Genomic DNA, 17,194 nt, shown 5'->3' on the forward strand with positions numbered 1-17,194 from the left:
TTTTATCAGCTGTACAGCGGTCATGTGTTTTTCTCCTGTATTCTTTTACTTAAAATAATCGCATTAGTTTAATGCGATATCCGAACCTTTGGCACAAATATTTTGACCGGCTTTAATATTTATTTTTTGATCGGCCTTAATTTGCAAGTCTTTGTTTTTACAAGTAATTTTTTTACTTGCTTTTATTTCAATTTCTTTTGCCTTAAAACTTAAAAGCTCTTTTGCATTTAATGATAAATCTTTTTCTGAATTAAGTGTTATTAATTTATCCGCTTCCGAAAATTCCAAACGTGTTTTTGGGTCGGCCGAAATCAATTGCAGTTTTTCAGATTTTTCAGTGTCGTCGAGTATCAACATAGCGCCATTTTTGCCTTTAAAAAAATGCAGTGCATTTTTTCCGTCTTGATTTAAATCTGCTTCGGTATTTTCTTCCGTTTCAGGCGGCGCGGCATTATCATCCCATATTGCACCTAACACAAATTTATCTTTGCATGCATTGTCCAATGAAATAACCGCAACTTGATCATCTACATTAGGTAACAGGTATACTCCTGCTTCCGTACCTGCATACGGAGTTATAACCGGAATCCATTCGGAACTTTCATTTTCGTTGCCGCGTATACTAACTCGTACTCGGTGTTGTTTGTCGGGGTCCTGATTGTCCGAAACTTTTCCCCAAAAAAATTGAGCTTTCATTAAGTACCTCTACATATAAAGTATATCATATGGTTTGTAAAATGTATATAAAAAAAATCAATAAATTAATATTATTAATATTGACGGAACCATAAACCATAGTATAGTATATGCAGTATAAATGATGATGAATCGTAATTTACTGGGCAAAGGTATAAGTTTTCCCGTTTCCTGCAATGTGCACGGCAGCATTGGTATGTCGGGTTATGAAAAAAGTGTGGAAGAATCGATTCGTATTATTTTAAGTACTACGCCGGGTGAGCGTATTATGCGACCGGATTTCGGCTGTGCCATTAACGAAATGGTATTTTCTCCGAATTCGCCGCGTACGGTTACACAAGCGGTTCATTATGTGGAACAGGCAATTATTCGTTGGGAACCGCGTGTAATCTTAAAAAAGGTTACGGGAGAATTTGATCAGATGAATCCCGTATGTGTTAATATTCATATAGATTATGAAATTCGTTCAGTAAATACTTTTTTTAATATGGTATATCCATTTTATTTGGAGAAAGGCGAAATTGATTCCCAATATCAACTTAGATGACAGAACGTTCGATGATATCGTTGCCGAAGCTATTCGCCTGATTCCCCGTTATTGTCCTGAATGGACAAACCATAATCCAAGCGATCCCGGTATTGCATTGATAGAGTTGTTTGCATGGATGACGGAAATGACTTTGTACCGGTTAAATAAAGTACCCGAAAAAACATATTTATCGCTTTTGGAATTGATGGGACTTTCTCTTGTTCCGCCTCAGCCTGCACGGGCGGTAATTCAATTTTTTCCTGTTGAAGGTTGTAACAAATCGATATCAATTCCTGCCGGTATGCAAATAGCTGCAGTTAATGCCGATGATACTTGTATTTTTGAAACTGAACGTAAAATACAAGTGCATGACGCTGCGCTTGTTTCCTGCATAAATCGTTGCGGAGAGCGATGGACTGATTTTTTCAAAGATGAAGCGCTTGTGCCGTTTACTCTTTTTGATTCTCAAAAAACGGTTGAACACGTTCTGTATATAGCTTCTCCGTTGTTTTCAGCTTTGTCTTCTGAAAATTATTTGCAAATACGTTTTGAATCTGTAAACGAGTTGGCTTCCGTTCAGGATGAAATAGCCAATTATTTGTATTGGGAATATTGGAATGGTCGGACATGGGAACAACTTGTTTCTCCTAATAATGTGCATATTCAAAAAACAACCCGAAAAAAAGATAATACCGTTTATCTAACCTGTTCTTCAAAAATTGAACCGTGCACGGTTAATGGTATTGAAAACCTGTATATACGTGCCGTTCTTTCAGAACTTCCGAAAAAACAGACAACACTTTTCGTTACCGGTGTCACATTACGTATATTTTTTGGCGGTTCGGGATTTATTCCCGATCTGTGTGTGACTAATTTTGGCGTTGCGTATTCTCCCGTTGATATGAATAATGATTTCCGTATGTTTTCGGATTTGCCTGCATATAATGAAATCTTCTACATTGCAGCTGATGAAGTTTTGTCGAACGTCGGTACGGAAGTACGTGTGCGCTTTACTTTTAGCGAATTATATGTTACCGGTGAAGAAAACGAGAATGTCGTTTTTTCATATGAATATTGGGATGGTAACGCATGGCAACGGCTTGATCAAAAAAACGCTTTTTTTGACGGTACATTTAATTTTAAGCAATCCGGCGAAGTTCGTTTTATTGTTCCGGAAAATGCTAAAAAGACTGCAGTAAACAATGTTGAACACTATTGGCTGAGAATACGAATTCAAACGAAAGATTTTTCTATCGGCGGAGAATATATACGGGATGAAAAAAATAATTGGTTGTGGAAATTCTCAAAAAAGGTACATTCACCACAGCTTGCAAATATACGTTTAAGTTATGAAGCAAAACCGCAATTGCCGGTACAAGTGCTTTCAAATACGAATTTTTTGTGGCGCGATTTAAAAGAATTGTGTATCCCTGAAGCAAATGAAGTCGAATTGTTCCATGTTTTGACCGATGAAAGTCCTACATTATTTTTTGGTTTTTCATCGTTGTTTCCTCAAGGCGACACGGCACTGTATATTAAAATTAATGAAAATAAATCCGCTAAACCTAAAGAACAACTCTCTCCAATTTTCAATACGCTTTTAAAGGAAAAATCTGTAAAACAAAAACGCCTTATCAATATACAATGGGAATATTGGAACGGTGGTAAATGGGAAGTGCTTGCGGTAAATGATTTTACCGACTCATTCCATGAATCGGGCTTTATTGAATTTAGCGTTCCATCGGATATGAGTTTTTCTTCCGAATTCGGAAAAAAATTAGTATGGTTAAAAGTGTGTCTTTTGTCCGGCAGTTTTGAAAAACAACCTGAAATTGAAGCGGTTATATTGAATGCCGTATATGCAAAAAATGTCAAAACATATACAAATGAAATTGCGGCATCCGGTACAGGTGCTCCCGGACAAACAATAGTTCCCGCACATGTTCCGCTTTTACCCGGTTTAAAACTTTCCGTAGATGAAGGTTCAATACCCGGAGCAAATGAACTTGCCGTAATTAAAGCTGATGGGCATAAGCAACCATATAAAAAAGAAGGAGAAGCTGTTTGGGTTCCTTATACAGAAGTTGACAATTTTTATAATTCGACGCCGTTTTCCCGGCATTTTGTTGTCGATTACAAAGCTAATAAGATTTATTTCGGTGACGGACAAAGAGGTGTAAGTCCTGTAAGAAAAAAGTTCAATATTAAGCTTGATTTTTATCAAACCGGCGGCGGAGCAGTAGGAAATGTTGCCGCGCATACTTTACGTGTTTTGTCAAAAAATATTCCATTTATTACAGCTTGTGATAATCCGTTTCCTGCTGAAGGTGGAGCGGATATGGAAAGTATTGATAGCTTAAAAGCGCGGGCGGCGGGTGTATTTAAAAGCTTGCAGCGTGCCGTTACTGCAGAAGACTTTGAATGGCTTGCACGTGAAGCTTCCGCATCGGTAGGTAGAGCATATTGTTTGAAAGAAAAGAATGCACATGATGAAATTGTTACCATAATTATTCCAGTGCTGCCTAAAGATACGGCGCTTAACGTAAAGCTTTTACCTTCAAGAGAGCTTATCCGAAGGGTTGCAGCCCATCTTGAAGAACGTAAATTAATCGGTACGCGTATTCGTGTGCAAGCCCCTGTGTACCGTTCATTTTCTATATCGCTTAAACTTTCGTTTAAAAGCGACATCTTGGATATTGAAAGAATAAAAAAAAGTATTTCCGTTAATTTATATACGTATTTCCATATTTTATTTGGCGGTTTGGGCGATGGTTGGGAACAGGGAAAAGCGGTAACGACAGGAGCTGTATTAAAACAATTGGAAAGAATAGACGGTATTCTTTCAATAGATTCGGTTGAGCTGACGGACGAAGATGCGAAAATACATGTTGAAAAAATAACATTAAAAACGGATGAATTTCCTTTTTTAACCGATGTACGGATTGCAAATAAGCGGGGAGTGTAATGGAGCAGTATAAGGTGTTACGGCATGGATATGATCAATTACTGCATTTACTTGAAACACGCGGTAAACAAACAAATTTGTTTAGCCTTGCAGATGGTTTTTCCATTCCCGTACCCGAAAAAGAACAGATTATTGTACAAACCGATATATGTGATATTTGTCAACTACAATCCGATAAAACGGGACAACGTATTGTAGTTAAAGATGTTCTTTATGATTTACCGACTGTGGTAGTTTATATTGTCGGCATACATATTTACGCGAATTCTTATTCGCGATCTTTAGAAGCGGCAGGATCCATTATTGCATTCTTTAAAGATAATCCGGTTATCCCATTGGATTCTTTCAACTGGCATGGCAGTACAACAAAAAATCTTTTTATAGAGTCTGTTGTACGTAATCCTGAACCGAAGTTTGCACAAACAAATCTTTTGCCGGCTGTTCATTTGCAATATAAATTGGAAGCCGGAATAAATTCTGAAAAAGCGGAGTCATTTAAACGTGTTGAAAAGCGAGATATTCGCAGTAAAACGATAAACGATAAAAAATAAAAGGAGGCAAATGTGCCAACGTATCAAACACCCGGTGTCTATGTTGAAGAAATAGAAAGCGGGTCAAAACCGATTGAAGCCGGAGCAACCAATATTGCAGGCTTTTTGGGAATTGCGGAAAAAGGTCCCATAAATGAGGCAGTACTTGTTACAAACTGGACGCAGTATACGAAAGTTTTCGGAGGTATGCATACCGGCGGTTGGCTGGGGCATGCGGTATATCAATTTTTTCAAAATGGTGGAACAAAATGTTTTATAAATAATTTGGCAGCTCCGGAAGCCAAACCTACTGAAAAAAAAGAAATAAAAGACGGTAAGGAAACTAAAGAAACGTCGGAAACAACAGTTCCGCTTGAAATAAAGAATCCTTCAAATATAGCAAAACTCATTATCGGAACCGATGAAGGAGTCGGTAAAAAAACGGGTTTGTTTTTGTTCGATACTATTCCGGAAATAGCGCTTATAGCGGCTCCCGGAGTAACGGATCCTGCAGCACAGGATGCAATACTTTCTCATTGTGAAAAAAACAGATTTCGTTTTGCCGTTTTGGATTCGCCTGAAACACTGGAAAAGGGAATTGACTCTCTTCCTATGCCGCGCGATTCAATACTGGGGGCATATTATTTCCCCTGGATACAAATGTACGATATGGTGGCTGACCAAAACGTGTATGCTCCGCCATCCGGCGGGTTGTGTGGAGTATATAGTCGTGTAGACAGTACCCGCGGTGTACATAAAGCTCCGGCAAATGAAATTCTTCGTACGGCAACAGGATTAAAATATAATTTAACGGATGCCGAACAGGAATTACTTAATCCGAAAGGAATAAATTGTATTCGTGAATTTCCGGGGAAAGGTATCCGTGTTTGGGGAGCCAGAACAATCAGTTCAAATCCCGAATGGCGGTACGTGAATGTCCGGCGATTGTTTTGTATGGTTGAGCAAGCTTTGCAAAATGGAACAAATTGGGTTGTGTTTGAGCCGAATACGAGGGATTTATGGAAAAAGATTGTCAGAAATATTACAGCCTTTTTACTGAATATTTGGCGTTCCGGAGCTTTATTCGGAGATTCTCCCGAAGAAGCTTTTTATGTGCGCTGTGATGACGAATTGAATCCTCCCGAATCAATTGATGCCGGTTACGTAGTTATAGAACTCGGTCTTGCTCCTGCAAAGCCGGCTGAATTTGTAGTGTTTAGAGTTACACAAAAAACATTAGGAGAAGAATAATTTTTGGGCCGATGGCCGAAGGAGTAAAATATGGCTGATTATTTGCCTACTACAAAAACCTATTTTAAGGTTGAAGTTGACGGAATCGATTACGGAAACTTTGTTTCCGTTTCCGGTTTGGGTGCTGTTGCGGAAGTTTCCGATGATATGGGCGGTATGGATAAAAATCCGCGCAAAGTAGTCGGAAAAGTAAAATATGATACGGTTAAGCTGGTTCGTAATGCCGATCCGCGCGACAAGGTTTTAAAAGAATGGTGGAAAACCGTTGAGCGCGGTAATCCGGAGCAAAAATCGGTTTCCATTGTTTTTATGGATAGAGACGGCACTACCGAAATTCAAAGACGCAACTTGTATAACTGTGTTCCTTGCGGCTGGACAATGTCAGATATGAGCAGCAGCGAAACCGGAGTTATTCAGGAGACTTTGTCTATCGTGTATGAAAATGCCGATTGGGCATAAAGAATATACGGAAAGTGGAGATAAATACATGAAATATAAAAGCAAAATAATATTTGTATTATACATACTTTTTTCCTGTTCTTTGTTTTCACTTTCCATAAACCCTTTTAAAAAACTAAAACCGGAAATAAAAGTTATTACCGAAATGCAGGATAAATATGATGCCTTACCTGAAACTTTGCCTGCAATTGTTGTGCTTCCTGCATCCGGTACTTCTGCCGTGCCGCCGGAATTGATAACAGAGTTTAATGGACAAATATCACAACAAATGGTGCTGCAGAGTAAATTAAAACCCGTTGTAATGACCAAATATTTGTCTGCAACTTTTTTGAATAACAAAGCGGCAAATCCTTTTACCTTGTTGCAAGCTTTAGCTGAAGAACGATATACAGTGCCTCTTCGTTTGTTGTGCAAACCTTTTATTTTTAAGAATGAACAAAATTATATTGTACGTCTTGCTTTTTATCGTTTAAATGATTCTTTTTACCCGATAGAAATTATTCGTTCGTTTACAAATACTACGCATTTACCGAAAGTAATTGCTTCTTGCCTTGAAGAATTTTCCGTTCGTTATTTTACGGAAGCGGCACCGTCCGATAAAAAGAAAATTCTGATACGTGAATTTACATTGGAATTCAGAAAACTTGTTGAGCTTGTCAGCGGAGAATTTGAATTTGTGCCTGCACCGTTTATACAACAAACCGATTTTACTTTGAAAGATGAAGACGATTATTTTAGTTTGCTTTTCGGGTATATATTATCTTCAACTGATATGTTTGAAACTTTTCGTTTAGCAGATTTTAAAGAATTTGCCGGTATAAACAATTCCGCATATAACAGTGCCGATTATGTTGTTACCGGACGTGTTCAGTTAACGGATCAAGTCGGTTTTTTGTATATAAATTTAATAAATGCAAAGGATGGAATTATAATTCAGTCGGTAAAACATCCGCTTATCAACTTTTCGCTATCTTCTCTTATAGATGCTTACCGAGAAATAGGATGGTCGTTTTCTCAAAAAATCTTCCCTCAAGATTCAATCTATCTTGTTCCTCATTTTAAAGATTCGGGAAATATATTTTATTATCGAGACAGATTAATAGGATGGGATACCTTAAAATATTTTTTTCTTCCTTCGGGAATGCATGTTATACAAACGCAGCCGTATTCGGTTGCCGCTTCTCCTGCCCATACATACTATATTTTATTGGATACGGAACAACATATTTTTACGGATAAAGAAGGTAAATATGCTTGGAATTTATTGCAAAAATGATAGGAAACATAAAATTCGTTTTATTATACTAAGCGGAACTGCAGTACTTTTATTGTTAACAGGCTGTAAGACCGTACAAATAATTGATCCGCTTGTACTTCAGGAAATAGCACCGCTGCCTCGTACGGTAGTAATTAAACCGGTAGTTGAATATGAACCGGTCTATGCTGTTATGAAAATTGTTGAAGTTTCCGAAGAAAATGGTGTACAAAAATATTTTCTTGTTCGTTTGGGGGCGGATAAAACGGGAGTTGCCGTCGGCATAACGGGCGATATAGCTGAAGATATAGAATTCCAAAAGATAATCGGTTCATATAAAATTATAGAGATGTACGGTAATTTTTTTAGAGGTCAGATAGATTCGCTTTCCTATAAAATAGGTACGACAGCTTATGTACGGGTAAAAATAGGCGAACAGGTAAAGGAAAATTAATATGTCTCATGTTTCAAAAATCGACACCCAAATTCAGGATTTGATATATCTTAAAAAAGCTCTTAAAACCTTAGATATAGATTATATCGAAGCTGAAAATAATTGTTTGTTAACCGTAGAAGGTTATGGCAAACAAGAAGCCATAGAAAATTGTGTTATGGAAATTAAAACCGGCTGTAAATATGGAATAGGAATACGGAAAAAAGAAAAAGGTTACGAAATTCTAGCTGATTGGTGGGCAATTGAAACTTTTACGGGGCAAACTCAAGACGATATTCTAAACAAAATAACGCGACAATATGCTTATGAAACCGTTATAGATAAAATAAAAGACATGGGGTACAGCATAGTACAAGAAGAATGTGATGTAAAAAATACAACCCGCATAATGGTAAGACGATGGGCATAAGTAAAAAAGATATATACAATAACAATTATCTTTATTCTTTATGTGTCGGTCTCAGTTTGTATAAGGCAAAAAATAGACTGTTGCGGATGTTTCCGTTCTTGGAAGAACAGGATATAGAAACGATTTTTGCGGAATCCGATGCCGTTCGTTTTCAAGTACTGTCTTGTTCATGGAAAAATTCGAAACAAAAGAAAATAGAACTTACTGTTTCTTCTCCAAACCCCATACGGCATTTGCCTTCAAATTATCAAACCAATGATTTTTTGCAGGGGTTTTTAATGATTTTTCAGCATATCTATAATCAAAGTGCAGGAACACTCGATAATATGCATAATTTTTTTCGCCCTATGGAAACCCCTTTATTTTTTTTAAGAGTTCTTGCGCAATGGTTCGGTATTCAATTGGATATGCTTGGGGGAGAAGATGAAATAAGACGTTTTTTGCAGTATGCAGTCCCACTTTTTCGTTTAAGAGGAACAGTAAAAGGCTTGCGTACCTATTTAACGATAGTTTCAGGGATAGTACCTCAGATAATTGAAGGTGTGCTTCCGTATACTTCGCTTGAAATATCGGATACAGCGATTACGGAAGTCAACGTTTTTGAAACATTACAAACAAAAGACTGTTTTACTGTGTATTTCCCCGTTGAACGTGCAACAGTGAGTGATACATTGGTACATCGTCTTTCAGTAATTGTACAGCATGAAAAACCTGTACATACAACTTGTTTTATCAGTTTTAAAGAACCCGAACGTAAAAAAAGAAAAATTACTGTTATTTCTTCGGATACCGTCATGGATGCACAAACCGGAATCAGAGTGTAAGGAGTAGTATATGAGTGGACGTTTGGAGCAATTTAAAAGAGCTAATTTTTTTCCCGGTTTACAAGCCGGACCTACATATTGGAATTCAATTGAAGATTATCATTTTAATAAAGAACTGTTATATAATAAGCTTTTTCACGGTTTCGGTATAGTTCCGGGATTTTTGGATTCTTTACAAGTACAAGCTCAAAAAACAAAAGGCGGTCTTATGACGTTGCTGGTGTCTGCCGGTATGGCAATTGACGGTGAAGGACGCCCCTTGTTTTTGTATGAACCGCAAGTACTTATTTTGGATCCTAAAAAATTTAAATTGCCTTCTACGGTGTATATAATAATCAAATATGAAGAGCGCTTTGAAGATTATTTTCAAAACAAAGAAAATACCGATTTACAAGGATATCAAAAAAAACTGGAAACCGTTAAGCTTGATATAGTAGCTGAAATAAAAGAACCTGAGTTATCTATAGAACTTGCCCGCATTAAATTAGCAAATGATGAAGCCGGTGGGATAAACTTTATTAAGAATAACGATAATTTTTGCGACCCCGGTGAAAATACGCTTGATTATCGTTTTGTACCATGGGCATTTAGAATTAAAAAAGGCGTTTCCGATTATTTATTAACTTATTTAATTGATTTATTTGAATATACCCGTACCGTAGCTACATCCGCGTATGAAGTAGTTCCTGTTGTTTCTCTTAGAAATCTGCAAACTGTTGCTATGACCGGAAAAATGATTTTGCAATGTTCCGGTATTTTTTTTGATGATATTATCCACTTAGTACAACCGCTGTTCGATCTTGGACATCAGATTTTGTTTGAAATCGATGAATATGAACGCACACATGAGGATATCGGAAAACAATACACGGTAAAAAGCAGTTATGAAACTGCCCGTAGTGCGATGTATGCTTTAGGTGATTTAATTAAGAGTTATGATAACAGTTATGAAAAAATAGATGATATTTTAAAAACACATCGAACGATTATGGACGGCATACGTCAGACACTTATTACAAAAGAAGTACATAGCGACGATATAAAATACATAAGTTATGCTATGCCCCATATTTTACTTTTTGGTGAAGAACGTTATACTTTAGTCGATACACTTAACTTTGCATCTATGGAAAGTGTTGAAAATCATAAATTCGAACTTATAAATTGTTCTCATCCGACAACTTCAAATGAAGCTTTTTTTTATCCTGATGGCACGCTTGTACACGATACGGTTCGCCGTTGGATAGGTGGGGCAGTACGCTTTCAGCTTAAAAATATTGTTAAAGACAGAAAAACACTTATAATCAGGCGTACGGATGTACATCATGGGGATTATTCGGTAGAGGTAACTCTTGCAGATACTGCAACAAGAACGTTGGCTGTTGAGGGAAGTGACACAAAAAAGCGTTGGCGTAATCTGTTTGTAATATATGAAGAAGGTGAGATAAAAGAATATTCGCCGGAAATACAGTTTAGTATCGGTGAAAGCGGACGTGATAATTCAGGAACGGTTTGGGTATATCAGCTTTTATAGGAAGTTAAATATGGGATATAAACATTGTAAAGAAGGTCATATTCTTGACCGCTCATGGAAATACTGCCCGGTGTGCTTGGCTCCTCTGCGCGGTTGGTTGGTGGCAATGGAAGACAACCGGTTTGTAAAATTTTATACTATCCATGAAGGTAAATCTTTTATAGGAAGCGGTGTGGACTGCGAAATTCGTATTCAAGATGCCGCTTTAAGTCGTCAACATGCGTATCTGATTCTTGTTGATGATATGTGTACCATTGTTGATCTGGGTAACGGAGAACCCTTACAAGTCAATAAACGCACAGTGTCTAAAGTATCTCTTATAGATGGGGATATTATTTTGCTCGGCAGTAAATTATTCAAAATAAAACTTTTATAGGGAGTTCTTATGAACAAACATCCGATAAAATCGTTTTTTTTAAGTGTAACCGTTTTGTGTACGGTTACACTTTTCGGACAAACGGGGAAAACTGAACTTTCCGTAAAAATAGATCAAATTATTTCGGCTGACTATCCTGCAATGACGGCTTATGTCGTTGTACAAAATGAAAAAGGCGAGCCGGTAACTGGATTGTCTCCCGCTTTATTCAGTACACGTATAGATTCTTTAGAAATAAAAGGTAAAACATCGATTATACCTTTTACAATGAAAGAAGAACCTATCGATTATAGTATTTTATTTTCAAATAACGGTATTATGGACGGTGAACCGCTTGACTTTCAAAAAAATGCAATATTACAGTTTATCGATTTGATGAAAGACGGCGATTTACTTTCTTTGTATAACATAGGAACCGAAGCAGGTGTTATTTTTGAAGAACAGACAAAAGAGCATATAGATTTTGCACAGATAAATGCAATTAATGCCGTTTCCGATCAGCCGCGTGTATACGATTCTCTTGTTAATGTACTGCGTAAGGCAGAACGGCGAAAAACTGTTCGTAAAGTTATTATTGTTATGTCGGACGGACGCGATCAAAACAGTCGTTTTACAAAAGAACAACTTAATGCCGTATTAGCCGATACCGGTATTCCCGTGTATGCAATCGGCATGCGTGTGTTGAACAATCAAAGTTTAAGTAACCTTAATGAATTTGCCGCGTTGAGCGGTGGAACTTATATATATTCTGCAACGGCACAAACCATTCCTGGTAATTTAAAAAAACTATTGGATATTATCAGTCGTTGCTATATTATTCGTTATTCAATAAAAAATATAAAAGCAGATAATTTATTGCATTATTTGGAAATAACTGTAAATGAAAGAGATGCTTACGGCAAGGGAGAAAAAACATTCATTGCCGTAAAAGTACCCGTTCCCCGTTGGGTTCGTTGGGTAATTTCCGGTGTAATTATTTTAGTTTTAATTTTACTTATTGTTTTAGCTTTTATTTACAGAATAATGTTAAGAAAACGACTGGGGATTACAAAGCGTAAATGTCCGGATTGCGGTAATATTATGAAAGATAATTGGGACAGCTGTCCGTTTTGTAAATATCTACTCGATATAAAAAAGAAAAAAAAGAAACGGGGTAAAAAAGAATAGTGATAAAACCGGTTCCCGGAATTTATGTTTCCGAACAACAATATGTGCTCAATTCTCTTCAAATCAGAACGGATTGTATTGCTGCTTTTGCCGGTATAACCGAATGGGGGCCTCTTAATAGACCTGTCCTTATACAAAGTTTTGATATATTTTTAAAAACATTCGGAGGGTTTGATACTGTAGGGGTGCTTCCTTTTAGTATCTACAGTTATTTTAAATGCGGAGGAACAGCTTGTTATGTTGTCAGAGTAGCAAATACCGATGAAGCAAAAAAAGCCGTTTTATCGCTTAAAACGACATCAGGCAATGTTATACTAGAAGCAGCCAGTGAAGGGAAATGGGCAAATTATCTTACTTGCCGTGTTTGGCATGAACCGGAAAGTATCGGACATATTGAAAATATTGATTATCAACAGGGACTGTGGTTTGAAACTATCGGTACCGATATGGATATAAAAAAAGGCGATTGTATAAAATTAATGTTTTCCGGAAAAGAAATATATCGAACGGTTGCGAATATATGTAACAGCCGTATATATTTTACGGAACCGATAAAATTGTTGAAAACAACAAAACCTGCTACAGAAAAAATTAAAGTGGAAAAAATATACATATCTTTTGTGTTTACTTGTAAAAAACGTACCGAAACTTATTTACATTTATCTATGAATCCCGATTCGCAAAGGTATTTTGTTTCTCATATAAATAAACGTTCTTCTTTACTTTCTGTTATTTCCTATGACGGCGGAATAATTCACAGTGTTTTTTTACAACAAGCTGCGGGAGGAAACGACGGCATAGCAGATATAAAAGCAAAACATTTTATAGGTTTTTATAACGGTCCTGAAGATCATACCGGAATCGGCTGTTTTGAAAGTAAAGACGATATTTCTCTTGTTGCCGTACCCGATGCGACTTGGCTGTTGTATTCCGCCGGTAAAAGTACTGAACAAAAAATACAAGAACTTTTTACTGTACAAAATACGCTTATCAATCAAGCAGAACGTTTCCCGGGACGGTTTGCAATTTTGGATGTACCTACCGGTTTAAAAACGCTTGAAGCTTGCGAGTGGGCAAAAAAAATAGATACTGCTCATGCTGCAGCATATTATCCTGAAATTGATATTATTGATCCGCTGGATTCATCCGGTGCGAAAACGGTACGTGTGCCGCCTTCAGGGGCTGTATGCGGCTGTATTGCGGCAACCGACGGTAAAAAAGGAGTTTTTTATGCTCCTGCCAATATGATGATTAACGGTGCGGTTGGTGTGGCTGAACGGATAAATGACGGTGAATATGAGTTTTTATATAATCAAGGCATTAATTTGCTTAAATATTTTCCGGGCCGGGGGATTAAGGTATGGGGTGCGCGTACGCTGTCGTCAAATCCTGATTGGAAGTATATAAACGTGCGCAGAACTTTTTCGCGTATTGCGGAAAGTATTAAAATAGGTACCCGTTGGGCTATATTTGAGCCGAACGATAAGAATTTACGTAAACGCTTGGTAAGACAAGTTTCCGGTTTTTTGCTTGATTTGTGGATGAAAGGATACCTTGCGGGGAGTACATCGGAACAAGCTTTTTTTGTCAGGTGTGATGAAGAATTAAATCCTATTGAAAATATAGATGCGGGAATTGTAACATTTGAAGTTGGTATTGCAATTGTAAAGCCTGTTGAATTTTTTACTATAAAAATAACGGCGGAAAAAGACGGGGCAAGTGTATATATAGATGGTGAATAACTGAGGAGGAATGTATGGCTGATAATGGTAAGATGACGTCGTATTTTTTTACCGTAGAAATTGACGGCATTGAAACGGCACGGTTTCAAAAATGCGAGGGACTTGAAGCGGAAACATACGTGTATGAAATTGAGGAAGGTGGATTAAATACATCAACACATAAATTTTACGGGCGTACACGATATCCCAATTTGATTTTAGAAAAAGGAATAACCGATAACAATGCATTGTTCGAATGGTATAAATCAACCGTTTTGGAAGACAAAAAAATAGAACGAAAAAACGGTTCGGTTATTTTAAAAGATACGGAAAACAATGAAATAAAACGTTGGAATTTCTTTAGAGCTTTTCCCTGCCGTTGGATCGGTCCGCGTCTGGAAAGCAATCTCGGAAGTGAATTTGCTCTTGAACGTATTGAAATTACGCATGAAGGCTTAATGGTCGACGGAAACTGATAGGAGGCAACAAATGGCATTGGAAAAAGCGGTTATTTCAAATTTAGATACCAATGATGAAATAGAGGTGTTATTCAACCCGAAAGAGTATGTAATAGAGAAGAAGACGCCGTGGGCGGAACAAAATGTCTTCGGTATGGATTCACCTCCGGTACAGTTTACGATCGGGGAACGCAAACGGTTAAGTATGGAGCTGTTTTTTGATACATCGGAAGAAAAAAGCGATGTGAGATCATATACGGGGAAGATGGAAGAATTGATGGTTGTAAATGCGCAAGAACACCGACCACCTTTATTGCGTTTTTCATGGGGAACGTTAAGTTTTGATTGTGTATTAGAAGATATGGTGCAGCGCTATACGTTATTTGCGAATGACGGAACCCCATTGCGAGCGATAGTGAAGGTGGTATTTAAGGAATATGCAACGGCGGCAACGCAATTGTCGAACACGCGGCGAGAATCTGCCGATCATACGAAACGCTTGGTAGTGAGGGAAGGGGAAACATTGGCGTCAGTCTCTGCACGTGAATATAATGATCCGGGTAAATGGCGGGTAATAGCGGATGCGAACAACATAGATGATCCTGAAAACATAGCATCCGGTACTATAGTAGAACTGCCGCCGCTATACTAAGGAGAGGCGAACAATGTTTAACCTGCAGCGCGAGCTATGTGAGCTGTTGGAAAAATACCCTGATCCGCGAGAAGGCGAGATGGGAAAAATAAAGTATGAGCTGAGCCACGCAAGAGGTCAAAGCACGCCGCTGTATAAAGGAATCGTCGTAGATAACAAAGACCCCGAGTGCCGAGGCAGGATCAGAGTGTCAAGCGATATGCTGTCGCCCGGTTCGGTCAGTCCGTGGCTGCCTGTTGTACACTACCATCACGGGCTATGGCAGCTTCCGGACATAGGAGTGCAAGCAATTGTTGCCGGGATAGGCAATACGGTAGAAAAACAACTGGTATTAGGATTTATCTATGATGAAAAACATCCGTGCCCAGCCATACATACCCAAAAAAACTGCGACAGTGCAATCTTACAAAGTAAAAAACACCGCATAGAAATACTGTCTGAAAAAGGCAAAGAAATCATCGGCATATACAGCGCGCAAGGAAAAATCCGCATCGTGTTGGATAAAGAAAAAGGTATAGAAGTGGTAAATGAACTGGGAGACATACACATCGAATGCCGCAAATTAACGATAGAAAGTAAAGACATAGCATGGCAAGCAGAAAAAGTAAGCATAGAAAGCCAAGGGCAGTTGGAAAATGACAGTGAAAACAGTGTGTATATAAACTGTGATAATAAGATACAAGTGCAAGGACAGCGCATAGAACTCAAAGGAATGAACGTAACTAGCGAAGGCAAACGAATAGCGCAAGAAGGGTTTAATGTGATGGGCTTTGACATACACCAAATGGAAATACCTGCAGGATTGAGCACTGCGGTAGTGCCGCTGCCGCACCCGTTTATAGGCAAACTACAGCAAAACATGTCGCCCAATGTGGTAATTGCAGAACATGCAGTTGCATATAAAGGAAGCATAGCTAAACACAATAGTCCATTACACATGCAGCTACCCGGAACGATACGGTTTATAAAGATGCCTGATAACAAAGGAGAAGTGACAGGAGGGACGGCAAAAAAGTTAAAGATAAACGGCAAAGAAGCGGCATTAGTGGGAAGCACGGTAACGACATGCAACGACATAGGGGTGAAGGATAACAGCAGGATAATGGGACCGGGAAAAATGATACCGATGCCGACGATAATCCACCCGGATAATGAAAAAGAGTATGAGCACAGCCGAGAAGAAAAGGGAAAAGAAAAAAAGATAACAAAAGTAAAGTGGGAAAAGACAAAGGTAAAGGAAGGAGAAGAAGTAGGCTTTAGTGCCCAAGTAGAAAACATAGCCGACGGGAACATGTTGACGATACAAGTATTGACTCAAGCGAGCAGCCCTGAAGACGGCTTTGTGTATAGCCGCTACCCGCTGACGATACAACAGGGGAAAGTCAGTGCACGCTGGAAGTATGAAGCGAACAAAGAAGACATACCGCCGGAGAGAAACCCGAGCTTTATTATCAGTGCGCACAGTGCCTGGTGCCCGTGGAAGAAGAGCGAGAACAGCTTGGAAGTGGAATTAAGAAGACCGAAGATAGAAAAGACAGAATGGCAGGATGAGGAGGGGAACAGTATAAACAAAGCCGTTGTGGGAGAAACGATAAAGCTGTATGCCGAAGTAACAGAGTTTGAAGAAGGACAGGGGCTCACGTTTACGGTGTATAATGCGCGGACGCAAGCAGAAGTTACCGGTATAGGAGCCGAAGTAAAGGACGGTAAAGCGGAGGCACAGTGGACGTATCATTGGGACGGAGAGCCGTTGGAAGAGAAGCCCAAGTATTACTTTGAAGTAACGGCAAATCGCTGTAAGCCCGTAAAAAGTGAAGATATAGAGCTGGGAGCAAATTACCGTTTTATTCTGGTTGACGGTAACGGCAAAGCGCTTCCCGACACCGACTGTAAAGTAAGCGGAGCCGACGGCGC

The 17,194-nt window shown here is 38.4% G+C and carries 17 protein-coding genes; 16 read left to right on the top strand and 1 reads right to left on the bottom strand.

From position 1 onward, the window contains the following. Nucleotides 1–63 precede the first annotated feature (63 nt). Nucleotides 64–696, bottom strand: coding sequence for a phage baseplate assembly protein V (locus HMPREF9193_RS10025; protein WP_021688025.1), 633 nt, complete (start codon nucleotides 694–696; stop codon nucleotides 64–66). Between the two features lie 121 nt (nucleotides 697–817). Here HMPREF9193_RS10025 and HMPREF9193_RS10030 point away from each other — a divergent pair, with 121 nt between their 5' ends. The 16 genes from HMPREF9193_RS10030 to HMPREF9193_RS10950 all read left to right on the top strand — a co-directional run. Continuing rightward, nucleotides 818–1,243 (top strand): gp25 family contractile injection system sheath assembly initiator, encoded by a 426-nt coding sequence (locus HMPREF9193_RS10030; RefSeq protein WP_021688026.1) that lies wholly within the window; start codon nucleotides 818–820, stop codon nucleotides 1,241–1,243. Next, nucleotides 1,218–4,190 (top strand): putative baseplate assembly protein, encoded by a 2,973-nt coding sequence (locus HMPREF9193_RS10035; RefSeq protein ID WP_021688027.1) that lies wholly within the window; start codon nucleotides 1,218–1,220, stop codon nucleotides 4,188–4,190. The genes HMPREF9193_RS10030 and HMPREF9193_RS10035 overlap by 26 nt, the downstream gene beginning before the upstream one ends. Next, nucleotides 4,190–4,741, top strand: coding sequence for a hypothetical protein (locus tag HMPREF9193_RS10040; RefSeq protein ID WP_021688028.1), 552 nt, complete (start codon nucleotides 4,190–4,192; stop codon nucleotides 4,739–4,741). The genes HMPREF9193_RS10035 and HMPREF9193_RS10040 overlap by 1 nt, the downstream gene beginning before the upstream one ends. Nucleotides 4,742–4,753: 12 nt before the next feature. Further along, nucleotides 4,754–5,971 carry a phage tail sheath family protein gene (locus tag HMPREF9193_RS10045; RefSeq protein ID WP_021688029.1) on the top strand — a complete coding sequence of 406 codons (1,218 nt, stop codon included), beginning with the start codon at nucleotides 4,754–4,756 and terminating at the stop codon, nucleotides 5,969–5,971. 30 nt (nucleotides 5,972–6,001) lie between these two features. After that, nucleotides 6,002–6,430, top strand: a complete 429-nt coding sequence (locus tag HMPREF9193_RS10050) for a phage tail protein (protein ID WP_021688030.1) — start codon at nucleotides 6,002–6,004, stop codon at nucleotides 6,428–6,430. Nucleotides 6,431–6,458: 28 nt separating this feature from the next. Continuing rightward, nucleotides 6,459–7,706, top strand: a complete 1,248-nt coding sequence (locus HMPREF9193_RS10055) for a hypothetical protein (protein ID WP_040848258.1) — start codon at nucleotides 6,459–6,461, stop codon at nucleotides 7,704–7,706. A 172-nt stretch (nucleotides 7,707–7,878) separates the two neighbouring features. Next, nucleotides 7,879–8,139, top strand: coding sequence for a hypothetical protein (locus HMPREF9193_RS11225; protein WP_156882497.1), 261 nt, complete (start codon nucleotides 7,879–7,881; stop codon nucleotides 8,137–8,139). 1 nt (nucleotide 8,140) lies between these two features. Continuing rightward, the gene (locus tag HMPREF9193_RS10065; protein ID WP_021688033.1) at nucleotides 8,141–8,548 is read left to right on the top strand and encodes a DUF1257 domain-containing protein; all 408 of its coding nucleotides are present in this window, start codon (nucleotides 8,141–8,143) and stop codon (nucleotides 8,546–8,548) included. Between the two features lie 86 nt (nucleotides 8,549–8,634). After that, nucleotides 8,635–9,372 (top strand): phage tail protein, encoded by a 738-nt coding sequence (locus tag HMPREF9193_RS10070; protein ID WP_169720470.1) that lies wholly within the window; start codon nucleotides 8,635–8,637, stop codon nucleotides 9,370–9,372. A 10-nt stretch (nucleotides 9,373–9,382) separates the two neighbouring features. Beyond that, a complete protein-coding gene (locus HMPREF9193_RS10075) occupies nucleotides 9,383–10,906 on the top strand; it encodes a hypothetical protein (protein ID WP_021688035.1) in 1,524 nt (507 codons plus the stop codon). A gap of 10 nt (nucleotides 10,907–10,916) precedes the next feature. Beyond that, nucleotides 10,917–11,282, top strand: coding sequence for an FHA domain-containing protein (locus HMPREF9193_RS10080; RefSeq protein WP_021688036.1), 366 nt, complete (start codon nucleotides 10,917–10,919; stop codon nucleotides 11,280–11,282). A 9-nt stretch (nucleotides 11,283–11,291) separates the two neighbouring features. Continuing rightward, nucleotides 11,292–12,449, top strand: coding sequence for a vWA domain-containing protein (locus HMPREF9193_RS10085; RefSeq protein WP_021688037.1), 1,158 nt, complete (start codon nucleotides 11,292–11,294; stop codon nucleotides 12,447–12,449). Further along, the gene (locus HMPREF9193_RS10090; protein ID WP_021688038.1) at nucleotides 12,449–14,191 is read left to right on the top strand and encodes a phage tail sheath family protein; all 1,743 of its coding nucleotides are present in this window, start codon (nucleotides 12,449–12,451) and stop codon (nucleotides 14,189–14,191) included. Before HMPREF9193_RS10085 ends, HMPREF9193_RS10090 begins: the two co-directional genes overlap by 1 nt. A 14-nt stretch (nucleotides 14,192–14,205) precedes the next feature. Continuing rightward, nucleotides 14,206–14,646: a phage tail protein gene (locus tag HMPREF9193_RS10095; protein ID WP_021688039.1), complete on the top strand. Its 441-nt coding sequence runs from the start codon at nucleotides 14,206–14,208 to the stop codon at nucleotides 14,644–14,646. 13 nt (nucleotides 14,647–14,659) lie between these two features. Next, nucleotides 14,660–15,280: a CIS tube protein gene (locus tag HMPREF9193_RS10100; RefSeq protein WP_021688040.1), complete on the top strand. Its 621-nt coding sequence runs from the start codon at nucleotides 14,660–14,662 to the stop codon at nucleotides 15,278–15,280. 13 nt (nucleotides 15,281–15,293) lie between these two features. Continuing rightward, on the top strand, nucleotides 15,294–17,194 hold a 1,901-nt coding region (locus tag HMPREF9193_RS10950; RefSeq protein WP_021688041.1), incomplete at its 3' end, for a phage baseplate assembly protein V.

It is taken from the genome of Treponema lecithinolyticum ATCC 700332, from assembly GCA_000468055.1.
GTDB lineage: Bacteria > Spirochaetota > Spirochaetia > Treponematales > Treponemataceae > Treponema_C > Treponema_C lecithinolyticum.

Excerpts from the sequence above, each read along its gene's own strand:
- HMPREF9193_RS10025 (WP_021688025.1), bottom strand. The coding sequence starts at position 696 with ATGAAAGCTCAATTTTTTTGGGGAAAAGTTTCGGACAATCAGGACCCC.
- HMPREF9193_RS10030 (WP_021688026.1), top strand. The coding sequence starts at position 818 with ATGATGATGAATCGTAATTTACTGGGCAAAGGTATAAGTTTTCCCGTT.
- HMPREF9193_RS10040 (WP_021688028.1), top strand. The coding sequence starts at position 4,190 with ATGGAGCAGTATAAGGTGTTACGGCATGGATATGATCAATTACTGCAT.
- HMPREF9193_RS10050 (WP_021688030.1), top strand. The coding sequence starts at position 6,002 with ATGGCTGATTATTTGCCTACTACAAAAACCTATTTTAAGGTTGAAGTT.
- HMPREF9193_RS10055 (WP_040848258.1), top strand. The coding sequence starts at position 6,459 with ATGAAATATAAAAGCAAAATAATATTTGTATTATACATACTTTTTTCC.
- HMPREF9193_RS11225 (WP_156882497.1), top strand. The coding sequence starts at position 7,879 with ATGAAAATTGTTGAAGTTTCCGAAGAAAATGGTGTACAAAAATATTTT.
- HMPREF9193_RS10065 (WP_021688033.1), top strand. The coding sequence starts at position 8,141 with ATGTCTCATGTTTCAAAAATCGACACCCAAATTCAGGATTTGATATAT.
- HMPREF9193_RS10070 (WP_169720470.1), top strand. The coding sequence starts at position 8,635 with ATGTTTCCGTTCTTGGAAGAACAGGATATAGAAACGATTTTTGCGGAA.
- HMPREF9193_RS10075 (WP_021688035.1), top strand. The coding sequence starts at position 9,383 with ATGAGTGGACGTTTGGAGCAATTTAAAAGAGCTAATTTTTTTCCCGGT.
- HMPREF9193_RS10080 (WP_021688036.1), top strand. The coding sequence starts at position 10,917 with ATGGGATATAAACATTGTAAAGAAGGTCATATTCTTGACCGCTCATGG.
- HMPREF9193_RS10085 (WP_021688037.1), top strand. The coding sequence starts at position 11,292 with ATGAACAAACATCCGATAAAATCGTTTTTTTTAAGTGTAACCGTTTTG.
- HMPREF9193_RS10095 (WP_021688039.1), top strand. The coding sequence starts at position 14,206 with ATGGCTGATAATGGTAAGATGACGTCGTATTTTTTTACCGTAGAAATT.
- HMPREF9193_RS10100 (WP_021688040.1), top strand. The coding sequence starts at position 14,660 with ATGGCATTGGAAAAAGCGGTTATTTCAAATTTAGATACCAATGATGAA.